Raw genomic sequence first — 26632 nt, forward strand, 5'->3', positions numbered from 1 at the left:
CTAACTCATGAATATAATCAACAGTAAAATTATCGCAATCTGCGGGCTACTCCTATGGGGGAGCCTCACTGCCCAAGCGCAGGAAAGCAAGACTAAGCATGTGGTCCTAATATCCATCGATGGATTCCGACCTGATTTCTATAGAGAAAGTAAGTGGCCAGCGCCAAACCTGCACCAGATGGCAGCCGCTGGTGCACAGTCAGAAGGTGTGACGGGGGTATTCCCCTCCGTCACCTACCCTTCTCACACCACCATCATCACTGGCACCACCCCCGCAGAGCATGGCGTTTATTATAATGCGCCTTTTGAGCCGGAGGGACAGACTGGAAGATGGTATTGGGAATACGAGAAGATCCAAGCGCCTACCTTATGGTCCGCCGTCCGCGAGGCCGGAATGAAGTCGGCGAGTTTTATCTGGCCGGTATCTGTGGATGCACCGATCGACTATAATATCCCTGAATTCTGGACCTTGGATGGAGGCTATGGCCGCATAGAATCCATGCGCTCTAAAGAAACACCAAAGGGCTTCCTTCAGGAAATGGAAACTGAGGTCCTTGGTAAGATGAATAATACCACCTTCAACGGTGACTACCTCAATAGGGAAGATCGCTCGGGAGAGATGGCCGCCTATACCTTAGAAAAGTATAAGCCCAATCTCATCACGCTTCACCTTATCGCCACCGATCACTTCCAACATGAGGAAGGCCGCGATGGACCCATGGTGAGGAAATCCATAGCCGCAGTGGATCGTGCTATAGGGAAAATCCAGGAAGCTGCCGAAAGAGCTGGAATCGCTGATCAAACGACCTTTATCATCACTGGTGACCATGGATTTGTGGATATCCACAGCGCCCTGAAGCCTAATGTATGGCTCGTGGAAGCGGGACTAATGGAAGATGCCAAGGATCGTGGCGATTGGAAAGCCACTTTCCACACCTCTGGGGCCTCCGCATTCCTGCATCTCAAAGATCCTAAGGATCAGAATACTTTGGATCAGGTGAATAATTTATTGGAAAACCTCCCTGCCAAGTATAAGAACCTCTTCCGAGTAGTGGACCGCGCAGAGCTAGACGAAATAGGTGCTGATCCTACTGCTGCTCTTGCCCTGGCTCCTATCAAAGGAATATCCTGCTCCTCCAGCTCCAATGGCGCCGCCCTCGGGCCTGCCAGCGGTGGAACACATGGTTTTTACCCGGATTTTGACGAAATAGAAACAGGCTTCGTCGCTTATGGTGCCAGCATCAAGGCGGGGGTAAACATCCCTGAAATGCACCTCACCGATGTGGCTGCACTGGTAAATCATCTTCTAGAATTAAATATGGATCTGGATGATAGCACTTTTTACCCAGGTGTACTTATCAGAGAATAGGTGAAAGAATAATTCCTTCCCATTACCAAAGTCAGCTGCAATAGAAATATTGTGGCTGACTTTTTTTTATTGTCAATAGAGAAAAAACGCCTGCACTTCTACCAAAAGCAGACACTAAGAGCTCGTTTAAAAACAATGCTTTTTTACGGCTTTGCTGAGTAGCACATTTAAAACCCAATAGGGCCAAAAGTGGAGAATAACGGAAAGAAGAATATCCCTCTATCAGACCACCTTCTTTTCACTTGCCTCCAGCACCAAAGCTGCACCATAGGCTGAGCCCAGTGGTAAGTCAGAAAATATCAGTTCGTGATCCGGCAGATAAAACCGCAACAGGTCCATAAACACCGTATTATGGACAAAACCTCCATCGACGAACACTTTTGATATTTCGGCGCTTCCCTGAGCCATTTTCAATGACTCCACTTGCAGCAAGCTAAGCCCCCACAGCAGGTGATGATAAGCCTCTTCATAGCTTCCAAAAGCTTCTGGATTCCAATTATTCCCGGAGAATAAGCCTTGAACTAGGGGGGTATCAGCAATATGCCTGGGATGGAAGGTGCAGGACTGCTTACCCGATTTTATCTCCTCCAAAATTTTTGCATCTGGCAGAATGGACTTATAATACTTCTCAGGCTTACCAAAAATCCCGTTGAGCTGGTCAATTTGATAATTGAATTCATAACCCATAAAAAACCTGGAGGCTTTTACAGGCTTTCCACTGATGCTGAGGAAATTCAGACAATCGCTATTCAGCTCCTCTTTGGTCAGTGCATCCTGAGTGAAGGGATTAAGAGAGATGCTCCAGGTCCCGGTAGAGATCAATAAAAACGGATCTCTTTCGCGCACCAGGTAGGAGGCTAAGGCAGAGGAGCTATCATGAATGCCCACGCCTATATCCACCGCATGACCGCACAATTCCACCGGATACATCTGCCCGGTGGGAACCAGCTCTGGCAATACCCTGCTGATACCCTCATCCTCCACCCAACGATGGTATTTACCCTTTTCGAAATCCCATAACCGCGTATGACAGCCTATGGAGGTGGGCTCGCTAACGGCTATACCAGTAAATATATAGCTTAGGTATTGAGGGAAATGAAGGGAATAAACCACCCGGTCGAATAGCTCCGGCTGCGTCTTTTTTAGCCAATAGAGTTGAAGGCCCGAATTGAGCATGCCCAGTGAAGGCGAGGCTGTCTCGAGGCTATTTTGCTCCTCGGGATAGCTCCTGTAAAACTCCTCAAAGATCTCTTCTGGCACCTCTTTCAGGTAATTATATAAGGGAGTCAGTGGCTTTCCATCCTGTCCAATATGGACAAAAGATGCGCCGTAAGTAGAAAAATTCACCCCTTTGAGATGATATTCCGGGGACTGGCAAATGGCCTCCACCGTCGATAAAACCCAGCTTGTCAGCACTTCCAAGTCATCACATTCAAAACCGTCTTCATCCTCGGTCAGAGGGATCTTAAAATACTCCTGCTTGATTTCCACACTATTTTCATCAAACAAGAAGAACTTTTTATTGGTCTTTCCTATGTCAAATATGGCTATTACTGGTACGGGCATATTGGTTTTATATTTATGAATTCCCCCCTCCGGGGAATAAAAAAACCGGCAATCCTTCCCATTCTTTTTACGAAGAAAATTTCTCAAACCTATTAAACCCTTTTCAAAAGTAAGGAATGGACTGCCGGAATATTCTTTCTTTGCCCGCTGAAGGCGGGTAAAGGATGATTTAAATTTATAAGCCGGTGGAAATGCTTTTCGCACCGCGCGCTGCAATAAGTTCTTTGCGCACATTCAGCTTTCTATACGCCCCGATCGGATCCAATGCACCGTCAGCTTGTATTCTGGCTTCTGCCAGTAAAGGTCTCACGTCGGTCCTATAGGCATTTTGCAGAATCTCCTGGGCCAGGGTGGGATCATTATTCTCCCGAGCCTCTTCCAGCGCTTGCCTATCCACCAATAAAGCTTGTGCATAAGCGATTCTGATCGCTTCCAGCGACTGCAAAAGGTCCTCCATAGGATCCTTGAGATTATGACTTGCATCTATCATCCATGCTGGATAAGGGTTGGAGGAGCTAGGATCTTCCATGCCATCCACCAGTTCGTTGAAGATCAAGAAAAGCTGATAAGGCTTCAGTGCCCCAACTGTCAGATCATCATCGCCATATTTGGAGTCGTTGAAGTGGAAGCCGCCCAGCTTACCCACCATCATTAGGGTGGCAACGATCTGCTCAATATTGGTATTGGGAAGATGGTGGCCAAGATCTACCAGGCTATACGCCCGATCTCCTAGCTTATCCGCCAGCATATGGGAAGTACCCCAATCCTGGATCACAGTCGAATAGAAATTGGGTTCGTAAGGCTTATACTCCACGAAAAGCTTCCAGTCGGAAGGCAAGCTGGCATAGATCTGCTGCAAGGAGTCCAAGGTCCGTTGAAAGGCCTTCTTAAAATTCAATTGACCTGGAAAGGAAGAACCGTCCGCCAGCCATACGGTGAGGGATTTTGAGCCTAGAGCTTCACCGTATTTGATCACCTCTATATTATGATCCACGGCTTGCTTGCGCACCGCCTGGTCCACATGACATAGAGAACCGAATTTATAAGAAAGCTCTTGGTCTGCTTGATCCTGGAAGGTATTCGAATTGACAGCATCGAACACCAAGTTATAAGAATCTGCCAGCTGCTTGATCGCCTCCACATCTCCGGGGATGTCCCAGGGGATATGCAGGGAGATGGCACCGGCAGACTGACTTAGCTGATGGAGAAGGCCCACATCGGCGATTTTGTCTTCCAAAGTCGCAGGCTCTCCACCGCCAGAAAATCTCCCAAACCGGGTACCGCCTGTGCCCAAAGCCCAGCTAGGTACGGCCACTTGGAAGTCCTTAAGTTTAGTGACGATCTGATCCGCCTGGAGCCCTTTATTGTTCAGGACTTTTTCAAGATGAGCAAAACTCTCCCGGTGTTCCGGAAGAGCCTGCTCGTTTATGGATGCTAACTGTTGTTTTTCTATTCGCATAATTATCGCACAAAAGCGGCAGCAACACCACCGTCCACATTCAGAATATTACCCGTACTCTTGCTCAGGTCTCCGCCTACGAAGGCAAAAACCCCATTAGCAATATCATCCACACCGATAATTTCATTCAAAATGGTACGTTTGGCATAGAAGGCAGGAAGTTCTTCCACCGCAATACCATAGGCTTTGGCGCGGCCTTTGGCCCACTCGCCCTCCCAGATTTTACTTCCTTCGATGACCGCATCAGGGTTGACCACATTCACCCGGATCTTATCCTTGCCCAGCTCAGCGGCTAATAGGCGGCTCATATGAACCTGTGCAGCCTTGGCCGTACCGTAGCCCACATTATTAGGACCAGATACCAAAGCATTTTTACTGGCGATATTGATGATATCTCCACCAAGTTTCTGTGCTCTTAGCACTTCCACACCTGCTTTAGAAACTGCAAATTGACCTTTGACAAGAATGTCTTGCAGCAAATCCCAATCCTGCTCAGAGGTCTGCTCGATCGGCTTAGAAATCGCCAAACCTGCGCAGTTTACGATGATATCCACCCCGCCAAACTTCAGTCCAGCGGCTTTATAGGCTTTCAGAATCTCATCACCCTTGGTCACATCCATCATCACTCCACCACCTACGTCCTTAGAGTAAGAACCTACCGCCTCATCGAGACGCTCCTGGTTGATGTCTGTAATAAAGACACAGGCACCTTCTTTGGCCAGCTTGTCTGCGATGGCCTTGCCGATGCCGCCTGCTCCACCAGTCACCAGTGCGACCTTTCGGGATAGTGGCTGCTCTTTTGGCATACGCTGAAGTTTTGCTTCTTCCAGCAACCAATACTCAATGTCAAAAGCCTCCTGCAATGGCAGCGCAACGTATTCGGAAACCGCCTCCGCTCCTCGCATCACATTGATGGCATTGATATAAAATTCACTTGCCACTCGGGCCGTTTGCTTGTTTTTAGCATAGCTAAACATCCCTACCCCTGGCCAAATGATGATCACCGGGTTGGCATCACGAATTGCAGGACTATTGTCACGCTTATGATCTTCGTAATATTTCGTATAGTAAGCTCTATAATCCTCAAAATCCTTTTCCAACTTCGTCTTGATCTCCTCGGCATCGCTCAAGTCGATGTCCGCCGGGAAGTCCAATACCAAAGGACGGATCTTCGTTCTCAGGAAGTGATCAGGGCAGCTGGTACCTAGAGGCGCCAACTTCTCCATATCATGGCTATTGGCAAACTGCAATACGCGCTCATCATCGGTGAAGTGACCGACCATTCTATTAGACCCAGAAGCCAAGCCTCGGAGTACAGGGGCGATGATCGCAGCCTGGTCCAATCTCGCTTCAGGAGCCAGAGACTCCATACGCTGACCGCCAAACACCGGACGCTTCTTGCCATAATTGTCCTCTAAGAACTGAGAAGCTTTGTCGATAACCTCAAGGCTATTGATATAACATTCATAAGCCGTATCTCCCCAGGTAAATAAACCGTGTCCGCCAAGCATGATGCCACGGATCCCCGGATTATCGGCAAGGGCTTTCTCCAATTGCAAAGCAAGGTCGAAGCCTGGCTTTTGCCATGGAACCCAAGCTATCTGTCCCTCAAAGAGCTCCTCGGTGATCTTCTCCCCATCCTTTGCCGCTGCTATCGCAATGGCCGCATCCGGATGAAGGTGATCGATATGACTGAAGGGAAGGAAAGCATGCAAGGGCGTATCGATAGAAGGCGCTTTGGAATCAAGGTCATAGATGCAATGATTAAACAATCCCACCATCTCATCCTCAAATTCCAATCCGCGGTACACATTCTTCAGAGCATGTAATTTCTCAAGATAAAGTCCAGCCAGACCACTTTTGGTTAGGGTACCGATGTCTCCACCAGAGCCTTTCACCCACATCACTTCCGTTTCCTTCTTCGTCAGCGGGTCGATCTCCGTAGTTTTACAACTTGTATTTCCCCCACCATAATTGGTAATTCTAAGGTCCGAGCCCAAGATATTGGATCGGTAAATAAGAAGGGCTACCTCGTCTCCTTCCAGTTCCTGGGCTTTCTGCTCATCCCAGAGGTAGTTTACATGCTTAAAAGTACGTTGTGCTGTGCTCATTATTTTTTGATTTATTTATTTCAATTTAGTTATAATCTAAGGCGAATTTATTTTTTTTTGTTGACAATACTATCCTGTTCTGTACTGATAAGAACCACTCATATAAGTTATTGATCGTCAGTCATATTATTCTAGGATAAAAGACAGGCTTGACTCAGGTGCTTTGGTCTGGGAAACATAGACGATTTGCTGCTCCGGATCATGGAAATAACCCGTTTTACCTGCCAAAACTTCCTGCAGCCCGATCGCTGCCAGGCTGTGATCATTCACCCGCACCGCACTGAGCTGATCCTGAAGATGTACCTTGATGATATAGGCGCGCTTTCCGGGGTCATAGTCTCCCTGGCTCGCCCCTATGCTTATATGTAAAGCTTCAGGATGCTCTTCCAGCTCCACCTTGGTGAGGCTATAGCCGCCCTCCATATACTTTTCGGACAGCCCGTCATCTTCAAATAATTCGTAGCTGGAATTCTCTCCCGGGAATATATCAAAGGTAATAGTGCCATAAGCTTGCTTATTATCATAAGCCACCTCATCCTGCATGGGGATGATGGCTCCAGCTTTGACGAAGAGGGGAAGTTTTTCGAGTGGACTCACGATGTTATAGTAATCCTTCCCTTGGTAGGCCGTACCATCCCAGTAATCGTACCAGGTGCCTTCAGGCAGATAGACGGTTCGTGTTTGGGCTTCTTTTTCCAGAACCGGGGCAACGATCATCTGATCGCCGAAATAATATTGGTCCTCCACCCCATAGGTATTATAGTCTTCCTGATGCTCCAAAACAAGGGCCCGCATGATCGGCTTGCCGGTGCTATATTGCTGGAAGGCAGTGGTATAAATATAGGGAATTAACTGATAGCGAAGCTTATCATATTTGGTGAAGATCATTTCGGCCTCAGCGCCATAATTCCACGGCTCCTTATATCCAGGATGGTCCATACCGAAGACATGGGCGACGGGGCTAAACATCCCAAACTGCACCCAACGGGCAAAGAGCTCAGGGTCTGCCAAATGCTCAAATCCACCCATATTATGCGACCAATAGCCCACGCCTGAGAGTCCGATATTAATACCTGCTTTGATCACTGGCCCGTAATATTGCCACTCGCTAGGCCAGTCTCCTGCCCAGATGAAAGGGTATCGCTGGATGCCGGCATAGCCTTCGCGCGTATGATTCATGCCACGCATGCCGTTATATTCTTTAAATCTCTCATAAGGCGCCTTGGCATAGGCCACGGGGAAGACATTATGTAGCCGCTTTGCCTCCAGGGAGGTGGGACCTGTTTTATTACTTTCATTGGCCTGTCGGCCAAAAGCACTTCCTTCATCCGTTTTTAAGAACATCGCTCCGGTTTCGGCAATGCGCATCACGCCATTTTCCCACCACCAATCTACAGCTTCTTCATCGAAGAAATTTACAAACTCACCAGGGTTATCCTCCTCGGGATATACATGGCCTTTGGCTCTGGCCTGATCCAGCAGGTCGAGCTCATTTCCATTGTCAAATCTCGGGCGGACATGCAGCCCCACCATATTTACATCCATGGCATATAGGCTGTCAAACATGCTCTGGGGATCCTTAAAAGTCTCCCTCCACTCAAAGGAAGTCGCTCCACTGCCTCCGTTTTTACCAAACATACGCCAGGTAGAATCCAGGTGAAGCACGTCAAAGGGAATGCCCTTTTCACGGTACCTTCTCGCCAGCTCCACCACATAGTGGGTAGAGGTCATCTCCTCATGTCCCCAGGTGCCCCCGCTATAAGTCCCCACATGCAGCCCATGGGCAAAGCGTGGTACTAAAGGTGACCTTCCTGTGAGCCCGGTATAATGGCTCAATAATCTGGAAAAGTCAGGTCCATACATAAAAAAGTAGTCCAGCTCACCGCCATCGGCCTGAAAGCGGATCTCCTCCGCAGCGCTGGACCCGAGGTCCCAATGACTGGCAAAGGTATTATGGAAGAAAATACCATAACCTCTGGTGCTCATAAAGAATGGCACAGGAGCATAGTTTGCTTCCAGCACATTATAGGCGCCGATGATATGTGGACGGCCAAGGCCTCTACCCACATTCAGGCTCAGTTCCTTCCCGCGCTGATCCACAAAATCCATTCGTTCACCAAAGCCAAAGAAATGCTCATCAGCATGAAGGCTTTTGACGGCTCCCACGGCGGCATCTGATTGGAAAGCGCCCGACCCGCTGTCCCCTCCTTCGCCGGAAAGTAAGGTTCCCGACTGATCGTACACGGATATTTGCTGGTTTTCGTTGACAATCACCTTGATCCTTCCCGTATCAAAAGTATGTTGGCCATCTTTTTGGCTTTGTTTCACTTGGATCAGGGGAAACTCCTGCTGTGCCAGCATATAGGAGTATCGATCTTCAAAATTTCCGTCCCAGCTATATCGGGCCCTGAAGACTTCCGGGGAGTGGAACTCAAGAACTAAGACCCTTTGGCCGGAGCTTAGCACATAACTGTTTTTGGATTGGCTCAGGTTATTTGCGGTACTTTGGCCAAAAAGCTGGCCGGAATAGGCCAACAAAATGAAAAAAGCTGCAAAGAATTGTTTAGTATTCATGAAGCTATTAATTGATTATATAGGATTATTTACGGTAACTTTATCATTGCTATCCTCCCAAGGGGAATTCTCAAGGGAAATATAAGCGAATATGCACCAAATGGTGTACTTTACTTACCTGTACCGATCCATATGGACGCCCTAGCAGTATGGTGCAGGATGAACCAATCAACCCAATGCTCTATCTTAGAACATTGAAAAAATAAGCTATGCGAGTAGGACTATTTATACCTTGTTATGTCGATCAGTTTTATCCAAAAGCGGCGCAAGCCACCTTGGAGCTGTTAGAAAAATATAATGTGAAAGTGGAATATCCACTGGGCCAGACCTGTTGTGGCCAGCCTATGGCCAACTCAGGCTATGAGCGTTTTGGGAAAGCTTCTTCTGACCTATTTTTGAAGAATTTTGGGCATTTTGACTATATCGTCGCCCCATCGGGCAGCTGCACCTTGCATGTCAAGGATCATGTGCTGCCGAAGGAAGCCCCCAGCCCCAAGATCTATGAGCTTTGTGAGTTTCTCACTGATGTGCTCAAGGTGGAGCATGTAGAAGCGAGCTTCCCTTATAAGGTCGGCTTTCATTCCAGCTGCCATGGGCTGCGTGGATTGAGGATCGCGAAATGCTCCGAACGTATGGATCCAGAATTCAATAAGCCACTTTCCCTGCTAAACAAAGTACAAAACATCCAGATGGTCGAGCTAGACCGCAAGGACGAGTGCTGCGGCTTTGGAGGGACCTTTGCGATAGCAGAGGAAGCCGTCTCTGTCACCATGGGCAACGACCGCCTTGCTGATCATCAGCGCCAGGGTGTAGAGGTGCTGACTGGTGCAGATATGTCCTGCCTGATGCACCTGGAAGGTCTGATCAAGCGACAGAAAAGCCCGATCAAGGTCATGCATATTGCAGAAATACTGAATGGCAATCCCGTTTAATTTCTTCCCTAGTGGTCTTCGGCTGTACCCTCTCATGGGCATGGTGAATGCTGAGGGGGTAGGAGAATTAATTTTGCCCGTCAGGGCAATGAGAAATCAATAAAACAGCCTGTAAGCGGGCAGGCGACGGACTTCTTATTTATAAGATAAGCTAAATATGAAAGAACATACCCATGCCCAAGCGGCAGCTGAATTTATAAAAGACGATGCCAGAACCCACTGGCATGATGAAACGCTCTGGCATGTACGCTCAAAAAGGGACCTCTCTGCGCAGGGAATCCCCGAATGGGAAACGCTAAGAGACCGTGCCTCGGCCACCAAAGATTACGTCCTGAGCCACTTGGGAGAGCTGCTGGAGCAGTTTGAGTCCAATGCACTCGCCAATGGAGTGGAAGTGCTCTGGGCCAAAGATGCGAAGGAGCATAATGAGCATGTGTATCGTATCCTTCAGGAAAATAAGGTCGAAAATATCGTCAAAAGTAAGTCCATCCTGACAGAGGAATGTGGGCTAAATCACTACCTGGAAGATAAGGGCTATGATGTGGTGGACACCGATCTGGGAGAGCGCATCATCCAGTTTGCCAAGCAAGCGCCAAGTCATATTGTGCTGCCTGCGATTCACCTAAAAAAGCAGGATATCGGGGAGATTTTCCATAAGCATATTGGCACCGATAAGGGCGCTAGTGACCCGGGATACCTTACAGAAGCGGCCCGTCAACATCTCCGCAAGAAGTTCGTGGAAGCGAATGCGGCGATCACGGGGGTGAATTTCGGCATTGCGGAAACTGGGGGATTTGTGGTCTGCACCAATGAGGGCAATGCCGATATGGGCACGCACCTGGCCGATATCCATATCGCCTGTATGGGCATAGAAAAGCTCATCCCGCGAGCGGCTGATTTGGGGGTATTTCTGAGACTATTGGCAAGAAGCGCCACTGGCCAGAGCATCACCAATTATTCCTCGCATTTTCATAAGGCTGCGCCGGGCAAGAAGCTTTATATTATCCTTGTGGATAATGGCCGGACGGAGCAGCTGGCAAGGGAAGATTTCAAAAACTCCCTGAAATGCATACGCTGTGGCGCCTGCATGAATACCTGTCCGATATACCGCCGCAGTGGGGGATACAGCTATAATAGCACCGTCCCTGGTCCTATCGGCTCCATCCTATCTCCAGGCAAAGACCTCAAGAAATTCAGTACGCTGCCCTTTGCTTCCACGCTCTGTGGCTCCTGCTCTGACGTCTGCCCTGTCAAAATCAACATTCACGAACAACTCTATAAATGGCGCCAGGTGATCACTGAAAATGTGGATATGGGTGCCAGCAAACGCCTGTCTATGAGGGTGGCCGGAGCGACCTTTGGGAAGCCCGTGCTCTATGACCTGGCGGGAAAAATGGCCCGCACAGCGCTAAAATTCACCCCAGACAGTCTCGTCTATAGCAGCCTCAATGTCTGGGGTAAGCACAGAGACCTCCCTGAGGTGCCCAAGGAAAGTTTCAAAGAGTGGTATAAGAAAAATCGCAACTAATGACTAGCAAAGAAAGCATACTCAATGCTATAAAAAACCATAAACCGGAGGCTACGGCCCTGCCAGAATTACTGGTATTCCCCAAGGAACCTCAGCTGATAGAACGCTATGAAAAAGGCCTCAATGGCAATGGTGGAAAGCTGCAGCAGGTGCAGTCTCTCGCCGAGGTCCAACAGTATGTCAACAGCCACTATACCGCCGATCAGCTGGTCGCTTCCCTCGTGGATGAGGTAAGTGGAAATGTGGATGTAAGAAAGATCTCCGACCCTCATGACCTCGAGCATGTGGAAGTGGCAGTGGTCCGCGGAGAGCTAGGCGTAGCCGAAAATGGCGCCATCTGGATGCCTGAAGCGAATGTAGTACATAGGGTATTGCCCTTCATCGCACAGCATCTCATCATCATCATCGAGGAGGAAACCCTGCTCACCAATATGCATGAGGCCTACCAAAAGGTAAATGTTGCAGAAAGTGGCTATGGAGTGTTCATCGCAGGCCCCTCCAAAACCGCCGATATCGAGCAGTCTCTCGTGATCGGCGCCCATGGCCCCAGGAGCCTCACGGTGTTTCTATTAAGAAAATCCTAAGGATAAAACGATAAGAAGGTTACTGGTCTCGGACCGGTAACCTATTTTTAGGGTAGCTTTCGGCTGCCGTGGAAGTATTGTATTTGCTGCTATAGCGCTGGGCCCACGGAGCGGGAATGGAAAGTTCAGAATTAATGAGACTTATGCGTCCTCATTAAGATCCAGGATTTTTTGGATATCCTTAATATCTCCAAAGAGCACTAGTATATCTCCAGGCTCTATCATGGTATCTCCATTTACCACACCCAGGACCTTTTGTCTTTCCTGCATATTCCCGAATAGGTTGGGACGGTTGCGCACTTTGATGATGGTGAGGATATTGACCTGATATTTATTCCGAATATCCGTTTCTCTGATCGACTTTCCTTCAAACTCCTTCGGAGTGTTTACCTCCACGATATTGTATCCATCAGAGATGTCAAAGCTATCGATCACCCCTTTCATCTCTAGTTTTTTGGATAGACGCTCGGCGGTTTCCTCTTCGGGATGGATGATTTCATCCACACCAATGGCCTTGATCACCGTCTCATGAGTATGAGTGATGGCACGGCTGATTATTCTTTTTGCGCCTAGCTCCTTAAATACTGCGGTGGACATGATGGAGGCGCCCATATCTTCACCTATTGCGATCAGTACGATATCGGTATCTTTGATAGGGAGGTTTTTGACGGCCTGCCGGTCGGTGGCATCCAGATTTATGGAGTGTGTCACTTTTTCTTTTACCGCCTCGATCTTGGCCATATCGCTATCCACGCCGATGACTTCGTGGCCCTTATCAGTAAGCCTTGCGGCCAGATAGGCCCCAAAATTCCCCATTCCTACGATGATAAATTTCATATTTCTTATCTAAGTATGTTCTTAATATTGCCACTAATAATCATTATTCCGAGAGGATCCCAGGCCTTTAGGTAATGAATACATTCTCCTCCGGATACCTATAGCTGAGGTTTTTCACCTCTCTGCTCAGGCCAATCAGCAAGGTCAATATCCCCACCCTTCCCACAAACATGGTAAGGATGAGCACCATCTTGCTGCCGAAGCTCAAGGAAGAAGTGATCCCAAGGCTCAAGCCCACCGTGGAAAAGGCGGATACGGCCTCAAACACCACACTCAATAGGGGCAAATCTCTATTGAATAAGGTGATAAAGAAAACCGAAGTACCGATGACCATAATGGACAGGAAGGTGACTGCGAAGGCCTTGCGCAGGGTGGAGCTGGCGATTTCTCTCCGGAAAAACTCCACTCTGTCTTTGCCTCTGGCAATGCTAAAAGCACTCAAAATGGCCACGGCAAAGGTAGTGGTTTTTAGCCCGCCACCAGTCGAGCCTGGAGAGGCACCGATCCACATCAGCAACAGATATACCAGCACGGTGGGGACGGACAAGGCCGCCATATCCACGGTATTGAAACCTGCCGTACGAGGAGTAACCGCCCCAAAGAAAGCCGTCACCCACTTGCCATAGCCGGACTTATCTGCCAGGGTATAATCCGACTCTAGGATCCAAAAAGAGACGAAACCCAGCAGCAGCAAGATGCCTGTCGTGAGCAGAATCAACCGCGTGCCGACATTGACCACACGTGGAAGGTGACGATAGCTCTTTCTATAAAAGACCTTCTGAAACATCCCCTTCGCAAAATGCTTTAGGTATTTATAGTAGCTCAGCACCACTGGGAAGCCTATTCCTCCTAGGATGATCCCAAAAGCCAAAACCAGATGCATATTATAATTGGTGCGGAAGCCTTCCTCATATAGGCCGTTGCCGAGAATGCTGAAGCCCGCATTACAGAAAGCCGAAATGCTATGAAAGGCACTGAAGAATAGCATCTCCCCCCAGCCTTGAAACATGCTGCGATCAAGACTCATATAGATAAACACAGCTCCTAGCCCCTCCACCATGAAGGTGAAGATGATCACCTTCACCAGGGTATTGAAGATCTGGTCAAAATTATCTTCATTGATAAAGTCCCGCAGGAAAAGCTGGTTATGAATAGAGAATTTCCCTCTGAAGAAAAACCCGAAGAAACTCGTGAAAGTCATCATGCCGAGGCCTCCCAACTGAAAGAGCAGCATAATAATCAATTGCCCGAAAAGGGTAAAGTCATTGGCGGTATCCAGGACGATAAGGCCCGTCACGCAAACGGCGCTGGTAGCGGTAAATAGGGCGTCCACCATATGGATGGGGCCATTAGTCGCATTGGGGAGCATAAGCAGAAAGGTCCCCAGCAGGATCAGTACCAAAAAGCTAAGCACAAAGATAATGGGAGGATTCAGTTGAAGGGAATTGATGCCCAGGCTGATCTTGGAGAGCTCTATCAGAAATACCGCAGCAATCAGCAGATCCACCAAAAACCGATCGGTGGTCAGCTGGGTGAAGGCCTGGAGGCCGGGGACCTTATAGCTGGAGAATACAAATAGAAGCACCATGCAGATCAGCAGGATGGCCACCAGCTCGGCAATCCTCCTTTTATTGAAGATATTGCCCCATTTCCGCATAAAGTATAGGGCTAAATATCCAGCAAGAATCAGGCTTAGCAGGACTTTTAAAACAACGGTAGAATCGGCTGGGCTGAAAAGAGGCTTGTCAAAACCCTCTTCATAAATCAAAAAAGCGAAACCCACCATGCTTACTATCAGGATGACCTTTTCAATGATCCGTTTTATCAGCTTTTTGTTCAAAATCATGGCGTCAAAGTAAAAAGGTAAAGTTACGTGAACTTATCATTTATAAAAGCAGCACTTGGACTAAAGTTTATGCCTATCTAAAGCTATTGGCTCTGGCGAGCCAAAATCATGAAAACCACGCCACAAATTAAGTATTGCTTCCAGAGGTCTAAGCAGAAAGAAGCCAGTCCTAACTAGCTAAAGTAATCGTAAAGCAGGTCTTAGAAGATGCGGAGTCATTGGCAGAATAGCAAAAGTACCTGTAGAAGTGTTGCTGAACATAAAATCCATAATTAGGTCCAAGCTCCACTAGTATTCCGACTGGCTTAGAGTCGAGTACCGCAATATTTGCAATGGTAGGCATCTTCATCATGGCCTTTGGCATTGCAGGTATGGCATCCGCGCTGCTGGTCTAGCTGGCGTTTTTGGCTGGCGTTGATTTCGGAGGTGACGATCCCTGTGGGCACGGCGATGATGGCATATCCCAAAAGCATGATCAGAGAGGCCATAAACTGTCCCAGTGGTGTGGCAGGTGAGATATCGCCATAGCCCACAGTGGTAAGGGTGACAATGGCCCAATACATGGCGGTAGGAATACTTGTAAAGCCACTCTCGGGACCTTCAATGAAAAACATGACGGTGCCCATGACCAGCACCACGGTCACCACCGATCCTAAGAACACCTGGATCTTCAAACGGCTATTATAAAGAGCCTCGGTAAGCACCTGTGCTTCCCGCAGGTATCGGCCGAGCTTCAGGACCCGGAGCACCCTCAAAAATCTCAGTGCCCTCACCACGGCAAGAAAATGACTGTTGACCACAAAGAAGCTAATATAAGTGGGGAGAATGGCCAGCAAATCCACTAAACCATAAAAACTGAGCACATAGCCCATGGTCCTGCGGCTAAGCCAGACCCTCAAAAAATATTCGATCGTAAACAGAATGGTGAAACTCCACTCCAACACATAAAAAACAGATCCATAAGCATTGTGAAGTGAACTTACAGAATCTAAGATGGTGATGGTGACACTACCGAGAATTGCAATGAGTAATGCCACATCAAATCGCTTTGATGCGGCATCTTCAGATTCGAATACTATATGTGCCAGTCGTTTTCTGGAAATTATCATATAGTAAATCTACACATATTTTTTATACTGCATGGGCATTTCCGGACTTGCTGATAATCCATACGGCATGGATAATCCCTGGAATGAAGCCCAGAAGGGTTAAAAGGATATTGATCCAAAAATGCTTACCAATACCCACGGTAAAAAACACTCCCAAAGGAGGCAAAATCACGGCTAAAACTATTCTTAATAAATCGCTCATGGTAACAATGTTTAGTGGTTTACTTCAAACGCCTATTTGCCGGGCCATCAGCAGAAGCGAAAATCAGCTAGTGCTTTTCCTTCTGCAGCGCTCAACAAAAGCGGAGCTTGAAAATGAATTACACAGAGTATAAATCCACAATTGTGCCAAGATCAATCTTTTTACAATAAAATTTCTAGAATAAATCTTATTACACCCTAGTCCAAGGGTAATCCCTCGTTCTTCTGTACATCGTGTTTATCGATGAGGTGATCATAGGAATCTTTTTTAAGGTGCTCTTTATCGGGCTCGCCGATAAGGAAGCTAAATGGCCTGGTGGAATCGGTCATATCGAAGATAATCTTCATCACCGCCACCATAGGGATGGCCAGGATCAAGCCCCCTAAACCAAACAGCATGCCGCCAAGCAATAAGGAGATAATGGCGATCAGTGGGTTTAGGCTTACCTTGCCTCCCACAATATTTGGGGTGATAAAATTCCCTTCCAGAAACTGAACCACTTGAAACCAGCCGATCACTCCTAGCGCATACCAATAGCTATCCATGGTGGCAAGGGCAAAAAGCGCAGGCACTATGGAGCCCACAGCCACCCCTATATAAGGTAATAAGATCAGGATGGCGGCCAAGGTCCCAAAGAACCAAGCGTACTCTATTCCTAGAACCATCAGCCCTGCGGTATTGAGCACGGCCACGATCCCCATTACAGTTACCAAGCCTAAAAGATAGCTTTGGATGACATTATAGATTCTATTGATAGTTTCCAGGACCTTGGTCGCTCCAGCACCACGCATGGCCTGAATCAGAAAATCCTTAAAGAAGTCCCGGTAGTATAAGAAGAAGAAGGTGTAAATAGGCACCAACACCCCGCTGGCCAGCGTGCCGCCGGCAGAGCTAAATGCAGAGGTCAGGTACTTGCCCATTCCACTTAAGGACTGGTGTGCCTGCTCACGGATCTGGGAAGTAATAGTCCCCGGCTCCACGCCAAATCGCCTAGCGATGAACTGCTGAATACTATCGTAAATTTTACCAAAATTATCCGCAATATCCTGCCCATCTCTACCAATAACGATCACCTGATGAACAATAAAATACAATAATCCAGAGAGGATCAAGGTGGCCAAAATCACCGAAATGATCGAGGCCGCAGCCCGAGGAAGCTTCATCCGCTCCAGCCAATGGCAAACCGGATATAGCATAATAGAAATCACCACCGCAAACATCAATGGCACCAGCACACTCCTCAGCGTATAGGCGAGGACAATGGTCAAGCATAAGACTATTAATTTAGCCGCTAGAATTATACTGCTTGGATAACTCTTTTCCATGGAAGTGTTTTTCATAAAATTCAAATAAATCTTAAAATATGCCTATACATATAAAAAAGTAAACAATATTAAGGAATATTATACCTTAAAAGAAATAATTATTGTCAGTTTCCACAAAATAGCTGGAAGATGGTGAAAGTCAGGGAGGCGGACTAATTCTGCCTATTCATTCCTCCAGCCTATAGCCAAAACTTTCCCGGGTGGGCCGACTTACTTCCTGGCAGGGGCGCCCGTCCCCCTTATCTCCTCTAATGCTACGCTTTTCTCGATCAGCCCAATCTTCAGTTTATGAATCCATATTTTTGAGCCGAAGGCTTAAAAGAAATAAAAACACAGTCTTCTCCTGGCAGGTGAAATACACCAGAAAATAGGTAAACATAGCCAAACAAAAAAAGCACGGACCTGGGGTCCGTGCTATTAGTATTGAATGCGTCAATCTCTGATTTATATTCCTCTTAGAAAGTATAAGCTAGCTTTACGCTGATCTTAGTACCTGGAGAGAGGCTGGTAAATATCTGATCATCGGCTTCATAAGATCTGAATACTTCCTCTTTCTTATCATTCAGCAGGTTGCTGATTTTGAGCCCAGTCTGGAATCGCTCATCTGAGCCAAAGGACTTATTCACGTTCAGGTTAAGGCTATTGAAAGGGACGGTATAGGTATCTGTTCTATTTCCGAAACCTACATAAGAGAGGGTGCTACCCTGCACATTATAATAGACGCCAGCTTCCCAGCCATTTTCGAAATTCTCATATGCGATACCAGTGTTGATAATGAAAGGCGCCTGGCCAGCCATATCCCTGGTGGCAGAGACATCCTCGCCTTCACGGGCAGAAAGCTCTCTAGACCTCAGTTCTGATTCAGACATCTCAATGGAGGATTTGGTTACCGTCACATTGGCGTTGAAGAAAAAGTTCTTCGCAGCAGGGCTGATGATATCGAGGGATTTTCTTACTTCTAATTCCAAACCCAGCACTTTGCCGTCACCCACATTTCGTGGCTGGAAAGCTCCTGGGTCGGAGAGAAACTGCACCATTTCGATAGGATTAGAAAACTGCTTATAGAAGGCACTTGCAGAGACGATCTCACCGCGCTTAGGGAACATTTCCCAGCGTGCATCCACGTTATGGATTCGAGTGGCCTGTAGATTTCCATCCCATAGTACTTCTGTACCTCCGTTGGTTCTTTCTTCAAACAATCCACCGATAAAGGTTCTGCCTGTGATCGGATCTAGGATCTCAGCAAAAGACAGCTCCTTAAAGGAAGGTCTGGCGATGGTCCTGGAATAGGAGAATCTTAAGTTTTGTACTTCTCCCAGATCATAGATCAAGTTCAAGGTCGGGAAGAAATCTGTATCATCCAGCACTTTGGCATTATTGAGGACGATGGTTCTGGTTTGGTTTGAGCCGGTATAAAACTGCTCATATTTCTCCATTCTTACCCCGATGATCGCCTTCAGGTTTTCCACAGGCTTGATCTCAGTATTGACATATAAGCCTAGGTTATTGATGCTGGCATTATAGGCATTAGGATTATTAGGGATAAACAAGGGATCGTATCTCAGTCCATTGATATTATCTGCTGAGAAGAGGTTTTCCTCATCAAACACGGCATTAGGATCGCCGTCAAATTCCGTATTACCGGTAGGGAACTGGAAGCTTTGGATCAGGAAGTCTCTTTCTTTATAGGCATAGCTGGAACCAAAACCAAATTTGGCCGGCTCGTTCATGAAGGAATAGTTCTTGGTAATATCGACTTTACCCACGAGGTTGTTTTCGTCGAGGGATCTCCAGATTCTTTCTGGCAGACCTACTTCGGTAGAGATATCGTTATTGCCATCTCTGAAGCGCAGGATTCTCACGTCAGGATCTTCGATCACTGAGCGAGTAGGGCTGATTTTCCATCCCAATTCCCAGTCATTGGTAGGTCCTAGCTTATGCTCACCACTCAACAGTACATTGGTAAGAGAGCGCTCGCTGTATTCGATATTGTACTGATCTGCGCCATATACGGTACCCACGTTATTGGATTCGAAGTCGAATTGGCCCACGGTGGATTCTCCATTCTGGAGTCTAAGCACGTTCAATTTGAACTTAGAGAGTCCAGTTTTATAGGCCAGGCCAGCCAGGCCGCCCAATAGGACGTTATTGGTTCCATAATCACCCACCTGGGTTTCCAATGGGGTCAATTGGTAATCGGAGGCATCACTTGGCTTACCATACAGGTTATACTGTGCGCCTTCGTAGTAAGAAGTTTCGTTGGTATAGGTCAGCGCAAAGTTATAGCCTAGTTTATTATCATTGCCTACGGCAATTTGATTTCCGAAGGAAATACCTAAGCTCATATCCATCAGGTTACGGCCTCTGGTTCCGCCCATGGTAGGATTAAATCCTCTCAGGATGGACTGATATTCTTGCCCTTCAGGGCTATTAGGCTGAGTGACCACCTCGGCATACTGGGGGATATCTGTGCTTCCGCCAGTGGGGATGGCACGGTATCCATTATCATAACCCAAAAAGTCAGTTTTGCTACCTTGTACACTTAGGTAATTTTTGTTGAAGTGCATGGAAGGGTTATACCCACCACTAAGGCTTACTTTGAATGTTTTTTCCTCAGGAAAATCTTTGGTTTCGATATCCACGACACCGCCGGTAAAGTCTGCTGGCAGGTTACTGGTGAAGGACTTGGATACGATGATATTGTCCACCACATTGGTAGGGAAGATATCCATCTGGATGGAATTTCGGTCTGGATCCAGACCAGGGATGTCCACCCCGTTCAGTACTGTTTTGGTATATCTGTCGCCAAGGCCACGGATATAGACATATTTCCCACCTTCTATGGATACGCCGGTCACCCTTTTGATGGCTGAGGCGGCGTCACTATCGCCGATTTTGCGGAAGGTAGAGGCAGAGATACCGTCGATCATGCTTGCTGCATTTCTCTTGACCGTCATCAGGGCGGCCTCGGTAGTTCTGATGGCCTGAGCGGTCACCACTACAGACTCTAGTTCTTCGGTGGATTCGCCCATTTGCAAGTCACTAAGAAGTGTTACCTGATTGGGTTTTACTTCCACACCACTGATTTCAAGCTTATTAAAAGAGATAAATGATGCCACGATGGTATAAGTTCCTGGAGCCAATTTGATTTCAAAATCTCCGTCCAGGTCCGTTACAGCGCCGGTTTGTGTTTCTTTTACCAAAACAGAAACCCCAATAAGAGGCTCTCCCAAGCCTTCTTCGATGATATTTCCTCGGATAGTCCCTTGCTGAGCAAGAACTAGAGTTGGAATGGCAGCACATACCAAGATGGTAAGGGCCACGATAAGTTTTTTCATCTTTATGATATTATTTGTTACAGCTAACGATTAAGAAGATAAAAAAGTGAAGAAGAAGGGATCTTGCAGATCCCTTCTTTTATGGATGATCGTATTATTTCAAGATATCTAGTTCGCCAGACACATAAGCCCAAGACCAACCAGCGAATACAGACTTGTCTGCACCTACGGTGTTTGCACCTTCTGCGACAGCAGTGGTAAAGGCATCAGAACCACCAAGGAAGAAATCCGATACAGAAGCACCTTCTGGAAGGGTCACCTGGAAGTTAGAGAAGTTAGACATTACAGTAGGAAGTTGGTCAAACGTCTGACCAGCAGCTAGGCTAGTGAAGTAGATATTAGACATGTCCACATTAGTATTGTCATCATTGTCCACAAGACCGGCTGCAGTCTGAGCGATGATAGATCCATTGGTAAGGGTATAATTACCATTGATATAAGCACCTTCAGGGCCGTCTAGTTCGAATAATTTGTCACCAGCACTTACCACGATGAAGTTGTCCAAAGTACCTTTCCAAGCTTGATCAGCATCGATAGCGTCATCACCTGCATTCCATACCACTGCATTTTTTACGTTTACAGTTCCGCCAAACCACTCGATGCCATCATCCTGGTTGCCTACAACTTCCACGTTTTCGATGGTCGTACCAGAACCTACAGCTCCTAAAGTAAGGCCGTTGATTTCGTTACCGTCACCGATATTAGCACCACCATGACGGATAGATACATATTTTAATACACCAGAGTTATCTTCATCATCAGAACCGCCATACAGGCCATTGGTGTCGGATGGTGGGATACCTTCGATTTGCATTTCAGTTACATTACCTTTAAGGGAAGCGTTTGCTTTACCTAAGATCAATAGTCCGCCCCATAGGCCGCTTTGGTTAGCAGAAAGTCCGTCAGGGAAGTAAATTTGACCTGGCTCTACACGGTCAGCTACAGAGGTAAAGATGATAGGCTTCTCGGCAGTACCGTTTGCCATGATTTTTCCTCCTCTAGCCACTACCAGGGCGGTAGCGTTTGCGCCAGAACCGGCTTCACCTTTGATGATTGTTCCTTCTTCGATAGTCAAGGTTACTCCGTCTAATACAAAAACCCTAGTGGTCAATGTATAAACATTACCGCTTTTCAGCGTAAGATCCTCAGTGATATTAGCGTTTAGGATAAATTCATCTTCAGGCTCAGTAATAGGATCCGGATCGGTGTTGTCATCAGTACAAGAAGTGAACATGATGCATGCTCCGACCAACATTAAGAACAGTAGATTGAGTTTTTTCATGATTATGAAATTGATTTAGTTTGTTTGCTGCTTTGATTTTGCTCCACAAAACTGACCCAATTTTTCCTGCTCTTAGAATTTTTCCAATTATGTATTTTTTAATAAAACTGGATGAAGATTAATATTGCTTTAACAAAAAGGACAAAAAAAAGCCTTTGATCTCTCAAAGGCTCCTCATTTTGCGCAGTTATCGCTTATTTCAATGTTACCGATTTGTTAATTGGTATCTTATCTAGGATAATTTGAACCAGATCCCGGGTGTTGATATTATCCGCTTCTGCCTCATAATTGAGAATTATACGGTGATTTAGCACATCTTCTGCGACATTTTTGATATCCTCAGGAAGGACATAATCACGGCCATCCATAAATGCCACCGCTCGGGAGGCCAGATTTAGGTTGATACTTGCCCTTGGCGAAACCCCAAACTGGATATACTTCGCCTCCTCTTGCAGGCCGTACTTTTCAGGAAATCTCGTCGCAAAAACCAGTTCAATAATATAATGCTCCAGTGATTCGGAAATCTGCACCTTATTGATCTCTTCTCTTATTGCGAAAATATCCTCCTTGGACAGCTTAGCTTCCACCGAAGAGCTAAAACTCATATTCGCCATGCGGCGCATCACCTCCAGCTCATCCGCCTTGCCAGGATATTCGATATGCACTTTCATCATAAATCGATCCACCTGAGCCTCTGGCAGCGGGTAAGTCCCTTCCTGATCCACGGGGTTCTGGGTGGCCAACACCAAAAATGGCCGATCCAGCGGGTAAGTAGTGTCTCCGATGGTCACCTGCTTCTCCTGCATTGCCTCCAAAAGCGCTGACTGCACCTTGGCAGGAGAACGGTTTACCTCATCCGCCAATATCAAATTGGAGAATATCGGGCCCTTCTTCACCTCAAAATCACCATTCTGCTGATTATAGATCATGGTTCCGATCAGATCAGCAGGCAATAAATCGGGGGTAAACTGAATCCTATTAAAATCCAGGTGAAGCACCTTGGCCAGCGTATTTACCGTCAGCGTCTTTGCCAATCCCGGTACACCTTCCAATAAAATATGACCGTTCGTAAATAATCCTATCAATAGACGATTGACCATTCTGTCCTGACCAACCACGATCTTACGGACCTCCTTGATTACTTCCTGAATTTTTTCCTGATGCATTACCTTATTTATGATTTATGATTTGTCCTTTATATTTTTAATCTTTTCAGCCCTTCGGGCCAATATTCATTTCTCCTGCCATCCTGACGATCTCCTCCAACTCGACTATAGTCGCTGTGATAGGAGGCCTAAATTATGATTTTTTGGTCTTTATCACAATTTATGCCCAAAGGAATACGCCATAACGCAGACCAATATTATTTCTTATTAAACCTAGAGGTTCTGCTTTGCCCAGGGCGGTTGCTGTACTTCCTTGGGAGCTTCTTTATCTCCAATAGTTTATAGAGGTCAAATTGGCTGTACTCTCGCACCTCTCCCACAGCAAATCCCTCTATGGTGAGGTTCTCCATTCCCCAGCGCACCAGTCGCAAGGTCGGCAATCCCACCGCTGCGGTCATTTTTCGCACCTGTCTGTTTTTGCCTTCGGTGATGCTCAGCTCCAACCATGCGTCAGGAACTGTTTTACGATAACGAATGGGAGGGTCTCTTTCGGGTAATTCAGGTGGATTATTTTTCAATAAAACCTCCGCTGGACGGGTATGATGGTTTTTACCATCCACCGTAATGTCCACTCCTGCGGCCAACTTCTCCAAGGCCTCTTCCTGAGGCTCACCTTCCACCTGTGCCAGATAGGTCCTTGCATGTTCATACTGAGGATCCAGCAGATAATGGTTCAGGGACTTGTCATCGGTGATCAACAGCATACCTTCACTGTCCTTGTCCAGACGACCCACAGGATATACCTCTTTGGGGAAATCACTGAGCGATTTTAACGTACTTCTTTCACCACTAAACTGGCTTAGCATCCCAAAGGGCTTATAGATCACAAAATATCGAGGCATAATTACATTTTTTACCAGACAAAGGTGCTTATTATCCCAGTCAAATGCAACCTCTCTCCCCCGCACCAAAGTGGAATAACTTAAGGCCTTAGAAGTATAATAATGAACCGCCAGCAGCCACAGTCAGACCTCCTATACTTCAAAAATTGGTGAAGTACCATTCCATACTATAGCGGAGGATGGCCAATTACGAAAGGGGGAATAAAAAAACACCCTGACTCTAATGAAGGTCAGGGTGTTCGCAACTATCTTAATCTCTGTTTACCAGATTTGGGTACTATTCTATTATATTTTCTCGACGTGCACTTCGCCATTATGGTCTTTATCTACAATCACCAATAGAACTGGCTTGATAGAGTGGGTTTGCTCCTCCCCATCGATGGCCTCATAAGAGAAGGTCAGGTGACCATGATCATCCTCCATCAGACTTACTGGCTCTAGCTTGGTGGCCTTATTGGTAGCAGGCATTACCACTGCGATTACATACTCATTTTCAAAGTCTATCGCCGTTGGCTTTCCGCCCTCTCCCATCACTGTGGCCATCCCGAAGACACTGTTAAATTCCTCAGCAGTTTCGAATTTCACCTGAGAAACCTCCCCTGCGTCATTCTTGATGAAATACTTCTCGGCTACCTTATAGGTCACCTCTTTTGCTTCAGAATGATGCGCTGCCATCTCTGTGCCTGTTTCTGTTTCTGTTACTTCTTCTGTTTTCTTGGTATTCTCACAGCTGGTCAATACGACCCCGATTGCCAGTGCTGCAATAATCATTGATTTCATCATGTCTGTTTCTTTTAAAATAATAATTTGAATCACTAAAAAGTACCGCTTTCAAAAGTAGTACATCGGTCTTTACGCTTTTGAAGGAAAACAAGTTTAATCCTTACCCTAATAATAATTACAATAAACACTATTTTTATGCAATTTTCATAGTATTTAAAGCAAAAATAATGATATATACTTATTAACTTTAAATAAAATTCATATTAGAACTTATAAGTCCTAAAAGGGTAAAAAGGACAGTTGCCTTCCAAAAAACGGCTATCCCAGTCGGTTTAAGCTTATTTTACGAAGCTAAACACAAAAGGTTATTTGCTAAAACCAAGCCACAACTGGCCATTTCAAAATAATTATTCGAATTCCTTCCTAAAAAATGTTAAAAACTCTTTACACCTCATAAATCACCCCATTCCTCTTCTATTGTTTCCTTAGCTTTCCCCTCCTTCCAGCAGCGTGAGACGGATAGATAAACTCAGCCTCCAATTAATCTTTTATACTGTTTTAGTCGCTGTTTCACTTTCCCTTGCAGGCTTTTCTCATACTTGAAATCATAGTAAAGCTTCAGCTCCTTTAGGGTATCCAGGCCATTGGCTTCGGAGTATTTACGGATAAGGTAAGTCATCATCTCAGGGTTGAGGTTCAGCCGATTTAGGTTTTTCATCGCATCTCTCATACTCACCTTTCGGAGTTTCAGCCGATTATTGTCAATAACCATAAAATCAAACTGTCCATCTTCCTCCTTATAGAGGATATTATTCAGTGTGAAGTCTTCATGAAAAACCCCGTTTTGATGGAGTCTATGGATAAATACCGCTAAGGCATCCAGCATCTGCACGGTATGATCCATCTGCTCGAGGTTAAAGTGAGTCAGAGGCTCATAATCAGAAAAAAGGGATATAAAATACCCTCCTTTCAACTGCCCGAATCTATAATAATCAATATAAGCAATCGGCTCCGGGGTGTTGATTCCGCGTTGTTGCAGGGCAAATCCATAGGAATAAGCTCGCTTAGACTTGGTAGGTCGGAGGAAATTATAGATCAGCCGATTGGCCAAATAGATTTTCCTATAGCTCTTGATCACTAGCCTGGCCCCTGACACCTGATCCACCCTCACATGATTTCTGAGGTCATAGATCAGCTGACCCTTGTGGTCAAAGGTCTGGGGAATGCTTTTAATATACTCTTCTAAATAATGATACTTCGGGTTAATGACTAAATCTACCTTCATAATCAATTAAACCACCTAGTTTTGGTGTTGAAGCATATTTTTGATGAGAGCATCGGGATTGGTGATGCTGGAGATCACCTCCTCTTGCAGCTCCAGGTGCAGGGCATCTTCCACATCATAGATCAGCCCATTGAGATATACCTTGTCAAAGCCTAGGTCTTTGACGAAATCAGCGGACTTTACTTTAGAAATCGGATGGATACCGTATTTCCCCATTACTTCTATGATGGCTTTTAGCTTGGTAAAATTATTCGTTTTCATACCTGTGGGTTTAATTTTTTGGAGGAATATTTCCACCAAAACGTTGATAATCTTTATTCTGTGACACGCTGATGACAATTTCCCCTTAGCGGGTAAAGAAAAAACCAGTGAGAAAAAGGAAATCATTCCCAAAAGAAGTAGGTCTTCAATTATTTATTCCTATTCCCCACTGGCGTTTCTTATCGCCAAGCAGCTTTACTTTATTGCTTCGCAATCTTATTTTTATTCCCAAGAGAGCATTTACATTCCCCACTAAGCAGGGGGCAAATCACTTTGGCTCTGCCTATCATGCC

Annotated in this window: 20 protein-coding genes; 4 read left to right on the forward strand and 16 right to left on the reverse strand. The window is 46.4% G+C overall.

The window, feature by feature from the left end; translation table 11 throughout:
• The first annotated feature begins 7 nt into the window (after positions 1-7).
• The gene (locus B050_RS0118290) at positions 8-1369 is read left to right on the forward strand and encodes an alkaline phosphatase family protein (RefSeq protein WP_018475412.1); all 1362 of its coding nucleotides are present in this window, start codon (positions 8-10) and stop codon (positions 1367-1369) included.
• Between the two features lie 222 nt (positions 1370-1591).
• Here B050_RS0118290 and B050_RS0118295 read toward each other — a convergent pair whose 3' ends face one another.
• The 4 genes from B050_RS0118295 to B050_RS0118310 all read right to left on the reverse strand — a co-directional run bounded on the left by B050_RS0118295 (position 1592) and on the right by B050_RS0118310 (position 9079).
• Complete coding sequence (locus tag B050_RS0118295; protein ID WP_044203018.1) at positions 1592-2935, reverse strand: FGGY-family carbohydrate kinase; 1344 nt, start codon at positions 2933-2935, stop codon at positions 1592-1594.
• 175 nt (positions 2936-3110) lie between these two features.
• Positions 3111-4394 (reverse strand): TIM barrel protein, encoded by a 1284-nt coding sequence (locus tag B050_RS0118300; RefSeq protein ID WP_018475414.1) that lies wholly within the window; start codon positions 4392-4394, stop codon positions 3111-3113.
• 2 nt (positions 4395-4396) lie between these two features.
• Positions 4397-6505 carry a bifunctional rhamnulose-1-phosphate aldolase/short-chain dehydrogenase gene (locus tag B050_RS0118305; RefSeq protein ID WP_018475415.1) on the reverse strand — a complete coding sequence of 703 codons (2109 nt, stop codon included), beginning with the start codon at positions 6503-6505 and terminating at the stop codon, positions 4397-4399.
• A 126-nt stretch (positions 6506-6631) separates the two neighbouring features.
• The gene (locus B050_RS0118310) at positions 6632-9079 is read right to left on the reverse strand and encodes a glycoside hydrolase family 31 protein (RefSeq protein ID WP_018475416.1); all 2448 of its coding nucleotides are present in this window, start codon (positions 9077-9079) and stop codon (positions 6632-6634) included.
• 209 nt (positions 9080-9288) lie between these two features.
• Between B050_RS0118310 and B050_RS0118315 the strand changes: the two genes are divergently transcribed.
• The 3 genes from B050_RS0118315 to B050_RS0118325 all read left to right on the forward strand — a co-directional run bounded on the left by B050_RS0118315 (position 9289) and on the right by B050_RS0118325 (position 12123).
• Positions 9289-10011, forward strand: coding sequence for a (Fe-S)-binding protein (locus B050_RS0118315; protein WP_018475417.1), 723 nt, complete (start codon positions 9289-9291; stop codon positions 10009-10011).
• A 157-nt stretch (positions 10012-10168) separates the two neighbouring features.
• Positions 10169-11539 (forward strand): lactate utilization protein B, encoded by a 1371-nt coding sequence (locus B050_RS0118320; RefSeq protein ID WP_018475418.1) that lies wholly within the window; start codon positions 10169-10171, stop codon positions 11537-11539.
• Positions 11539-12123: a LutC/YkgG family protein gene (locus B050_RS0118325; protein ID WP_018475419.1), complete on the forward strand. Its 585-nt coding sequence runs from the start codon at positions 11539-11541 to the stop codon at positions 12121-12123. Before B050_RS0118320 ends, B050_RS0118325 begins: the two co-directional genes overlap by 1 nt.
• 141 nt (positions 12124-12264) lie before the next feature.
• Here the strand turns inward: B050_RS0118325 and B050_RS0118330 are convergent, their stop codons facing one another.
• From B050_RS0118330 to B050_RS0118390, 12 genes are all read right to left on the reverse strand, one after another.
• The gene (locus B050_RS0118330) at positions 12265-12960 is read right to left on the reverse strand and encodes a potassium channel family protein (protein WP_018475420.1); all 696 of its coding nucleotides are present in this window, start codon (positions 12958-12960) and stop codon (positions 12265-12267) included.
• Between the two features lie 67 nt (positions 12961-13027).
• Positions 13028-14806 (reverse strand): TrkH family potassium uptake protein, encoded by a 1779-nt coding sequence (locus tag B050_RS0118335; protein ID WP_018475421.1) that lies wholly within the window; start codon positions 14804-14806, stop codon positions 13028-13030.
• Positions 14807-15111: 305 nt separating this feature from the next.
• Positions 15112-15915 carry an ion transporter gene (locus tag B050_RS0118340; RefSeq protein WP_018475422.1) on the reverse strand — a complete coding sequence of 268 codons (804 nt, stop codon included), beginning with the start codon at positions 15913-15915 and terminating at the stop codon, positions 15112-15114.
• A 22-nt stretch (positions 15916-15937) separates the two neighbouring features.
• Positions 15938-16117: a YqaE/Pmp3 family membrane protein gene (locus B050_RS0118345; protein WP_018475423.1), complete on the reverse strand. Its 180-nt coding sequence runs from the start codon at positions 16115-16117 to the stop codon at positions 15938-15940.
• A gap of 197 nt (positions 16118-16314) precedes the next feature.
• Positions 16315-17457 (reverse strand): AI-2E family transporter, encoded by a 1143-nt coding sequence (locus B050_RS0118350; protein ID WP_018475424.1) that lies wholly within the window; start codon positions 17455-17457, stop codon positions 16315-16317.
• A 440-nt stretch (positions 17458-17897) separates the two neighbouring features.
• On the reverse strand, positions 17898-20780 hold the full coding sequence (locus B050_RS0118360; RefSeq protein ID WP_018475426.1) for a TonB-dependent receptor: 2883 nt from the start codon (positions 20778-20780) through the stop codon (positions 17898-17900).
• A gap of 94 nt (positions 20781-20874) precedes the next feature.
• On the reverse strand, positions 20875-22062 hold the full coding sequence (locus tag B050_RS0118365) for a hypothetical protein (protein WP_026236010.1): 1188 nt from the start codon (positions 22060-22062) through the stop codon (positions 20875-20877).
• Positions 22063-22256: 194 nt separating this feature from the next.
• Positions 22257-23228, reverse strand: a complete 972-nt coding sequence (locus tag B050_RS0118370) for an AAA family ATPase (protein ID WP_018475428.1) — start codon at positions 23226-23228, stop codon at positions 22257-22259.
• A 197-nt stretch (positions 23229-23425) separates the two neighbouring features.
• Positions 23426-24070, reverse strand: coding sequence for a pseudouridine synthase (locus B050_RS0118375; RefSeq protein ID WP_018475429.1), 645 nt, complete (start codon positions 24068-24070; stop codon positions 23426-23428).
• 285 nt (positions 24071-24355) lie between these two features.
• The gene (locus tag B050_RS22675; RefSeq protein WP_157492894.1) at positions 24356-24853 is read right to left on the reverse strand and encodes a hypothetical protein; all 498 of its coding nucleotides are present in this window, start codon (positions 24851-24853) and stop codon (positions 24356-24358) included.
• A 469-nt stretch (positions 24854-25322) separates the two neighbouring features.
• On the reverse strand, positions 25323-26078 hold the full coding sequence (locus B050_RS0118385; RefSeq protein WP_018475431.1) for a lipopolysaccharide kinase InaA family protein: 756 nt from the start codon (positions 26076-26078) through the stop codon (positions 25323-25325).
• 15 nt (positions 26079-26093) lie between these two features.
• Positions 26094-26339, reverse strand: a complete 246-nt coding sequence (locus B050_RS0118390; protein ID WP_018475432.1) for a hypothetical protein — start codon at positions 26337-26339, stop codon at positions 26094-26096.
• Positions 26340-26632 lie beyond the last annotated feature (293 nt).

Source organism: Echinicola pacifica DSM 19836 (assembly GCF_000373245.1).
Lineage (GTDB): Bacteria > Bacteroidota > Bacteroidia > Cytophagales > Cyclobacteriaceae > Echinicola > Echinicola pacifica.

Bases quoted from the DNA above. Each gene is read 5' to 3' on its own strand.
- B050_RS0118305 (WP_018475415.1), bottom strand. From the start codon at position 6,505: ATGAGCACAGCACAACGTACTTTTAAGCATGTAAACTACCTCTGGGAT.
- B050_RS0118325 (WP_018475419.1), top strand. From the start codon at position 11,539: ATGACTAGCAAAGAAAGCATACTCAATGCTATAAAAAACCATAAACCG.
- B050_RS0118385 (WP_018475431.1), bottom strand. From the start codon at position 26,078: ATGAAGGTAGATTTAGTCATTAACCCGAAGTATCATTATTTAGAAGAG.
- B050_RS0118390 (WP_018475432.1), bottom strand. From the start codon at position 26,339: ATGAAAACGAATAATTTTACCAAGCTAAAAGCCATCATAGAAGTAATG.
- B050_RS0118340 (WP_018475422.1), bottom strand. From the start codon at position 15,915: ATGATAATTTCCAGAAAACGACTGGCACATATAGTATTCGAATCTGAA.
- B050_RS0118375 (WP_018475429.1), bottom strand. From the start codon at position 24,070: ATGCCTCGATATTTTGTGATCTATAAGCCCTTTGGGATGCTAAGCCAG.
- B050_RS0118330 (WP_018475420.1), bottom strand. From the start codon at position 12,960: ATGAAATTTATCATCGTAGGAATGGGGAATTTTGGGGCCTATCTGGCC.
- B050_RS0118350 (WP_018475424.1), bottom strand. From the start codon at position 17,457: ATGAAAAACACTTCCATGGAAAAGAGTTATCCAAGCAGTATAATTCTA.
- B050_RS0118335 (WP_018475421.1), bottom strand. From the start codon at position 14,806: ATGATTTTGAACAAAAAGCTGATAAAACGGATCATTGAAAAGGTCATC.
- B050_RS0118360 (WP_018475426.1), bottom strand. From the start codon at position 20,780: ATGAAAAAACTTATCGTGGCCCTTACCATCTTGGTATGTGCTGCCATT.
- B050_RS0118365 (WP_026236010.1), bottom strand. From the start codon at position 22,062: ATGAAAAAACTCAATCTACTGTTCTTAATGTTGGTCGGAGCATGCATC.
- B050_RS22675 (WP_157492894.1), bottom strand. From the start codon at position 24,853: ATGATGAAATCAATGATTATTGCAGCACTGGCAATCGGGGTCGTATTG.
- B050_RS0118295 (WP_044203018.1), bottom strand. From the start codon at position 2,935: ATGCCCGTACCAGTAATAGCCATATTTGACATAGGAAAGACCAATAAA.
- B050_RS0118370 (WP_018475428.1), bottom strand. From the start codon at position 23,228: ATGCATCAGGAAAAAATTCAGGAAGTAATCAAGGAGGTCCGTAAGATC.
- B050_RS0118345 (WP_018475423.1), bottom strand. From the start codon at position 16,117: ATGAGCGATTTATTAAGAATAGTTTTAGCCGTGATTTTGCCTCCTTTG.
- B050_RS0118300 (WP_018475414.1), bottom strand. From the start codon at position 4,394: ATGCGAATAGAAAAACAACAGTTAGCATCCATAAACGAGCAGGCTCTT.
- B050_RS0118320 (WP_018475418.1), top strand. From the start codon at position 10,169: ATGAAAGAACATACCCATGCCCAAGCGGCAGCTGAATTTATAAAAGAC.
- B050_RS0118315 (WP_018475417.1), top strand. From the start codon at position 9,289: ATGCGAGTAGGACTATTTATACCTTGTTATGTCGATCAGTTTTATCCA.
- B050_RS0118310 (WP_018475416.1), bottom strand. From the start codon at position 9,079: ATGAATACTAAACAATTCTTTGCAGCTTTTTTCATTTTGTTGGCCTAT.
- B050_RS0118290 (WP_018475412.1), top strand. From the start codon at position 8: ATGAATATAATCAACAGTAAAATTATCGCAATCTGCGGGCTACTCCTA.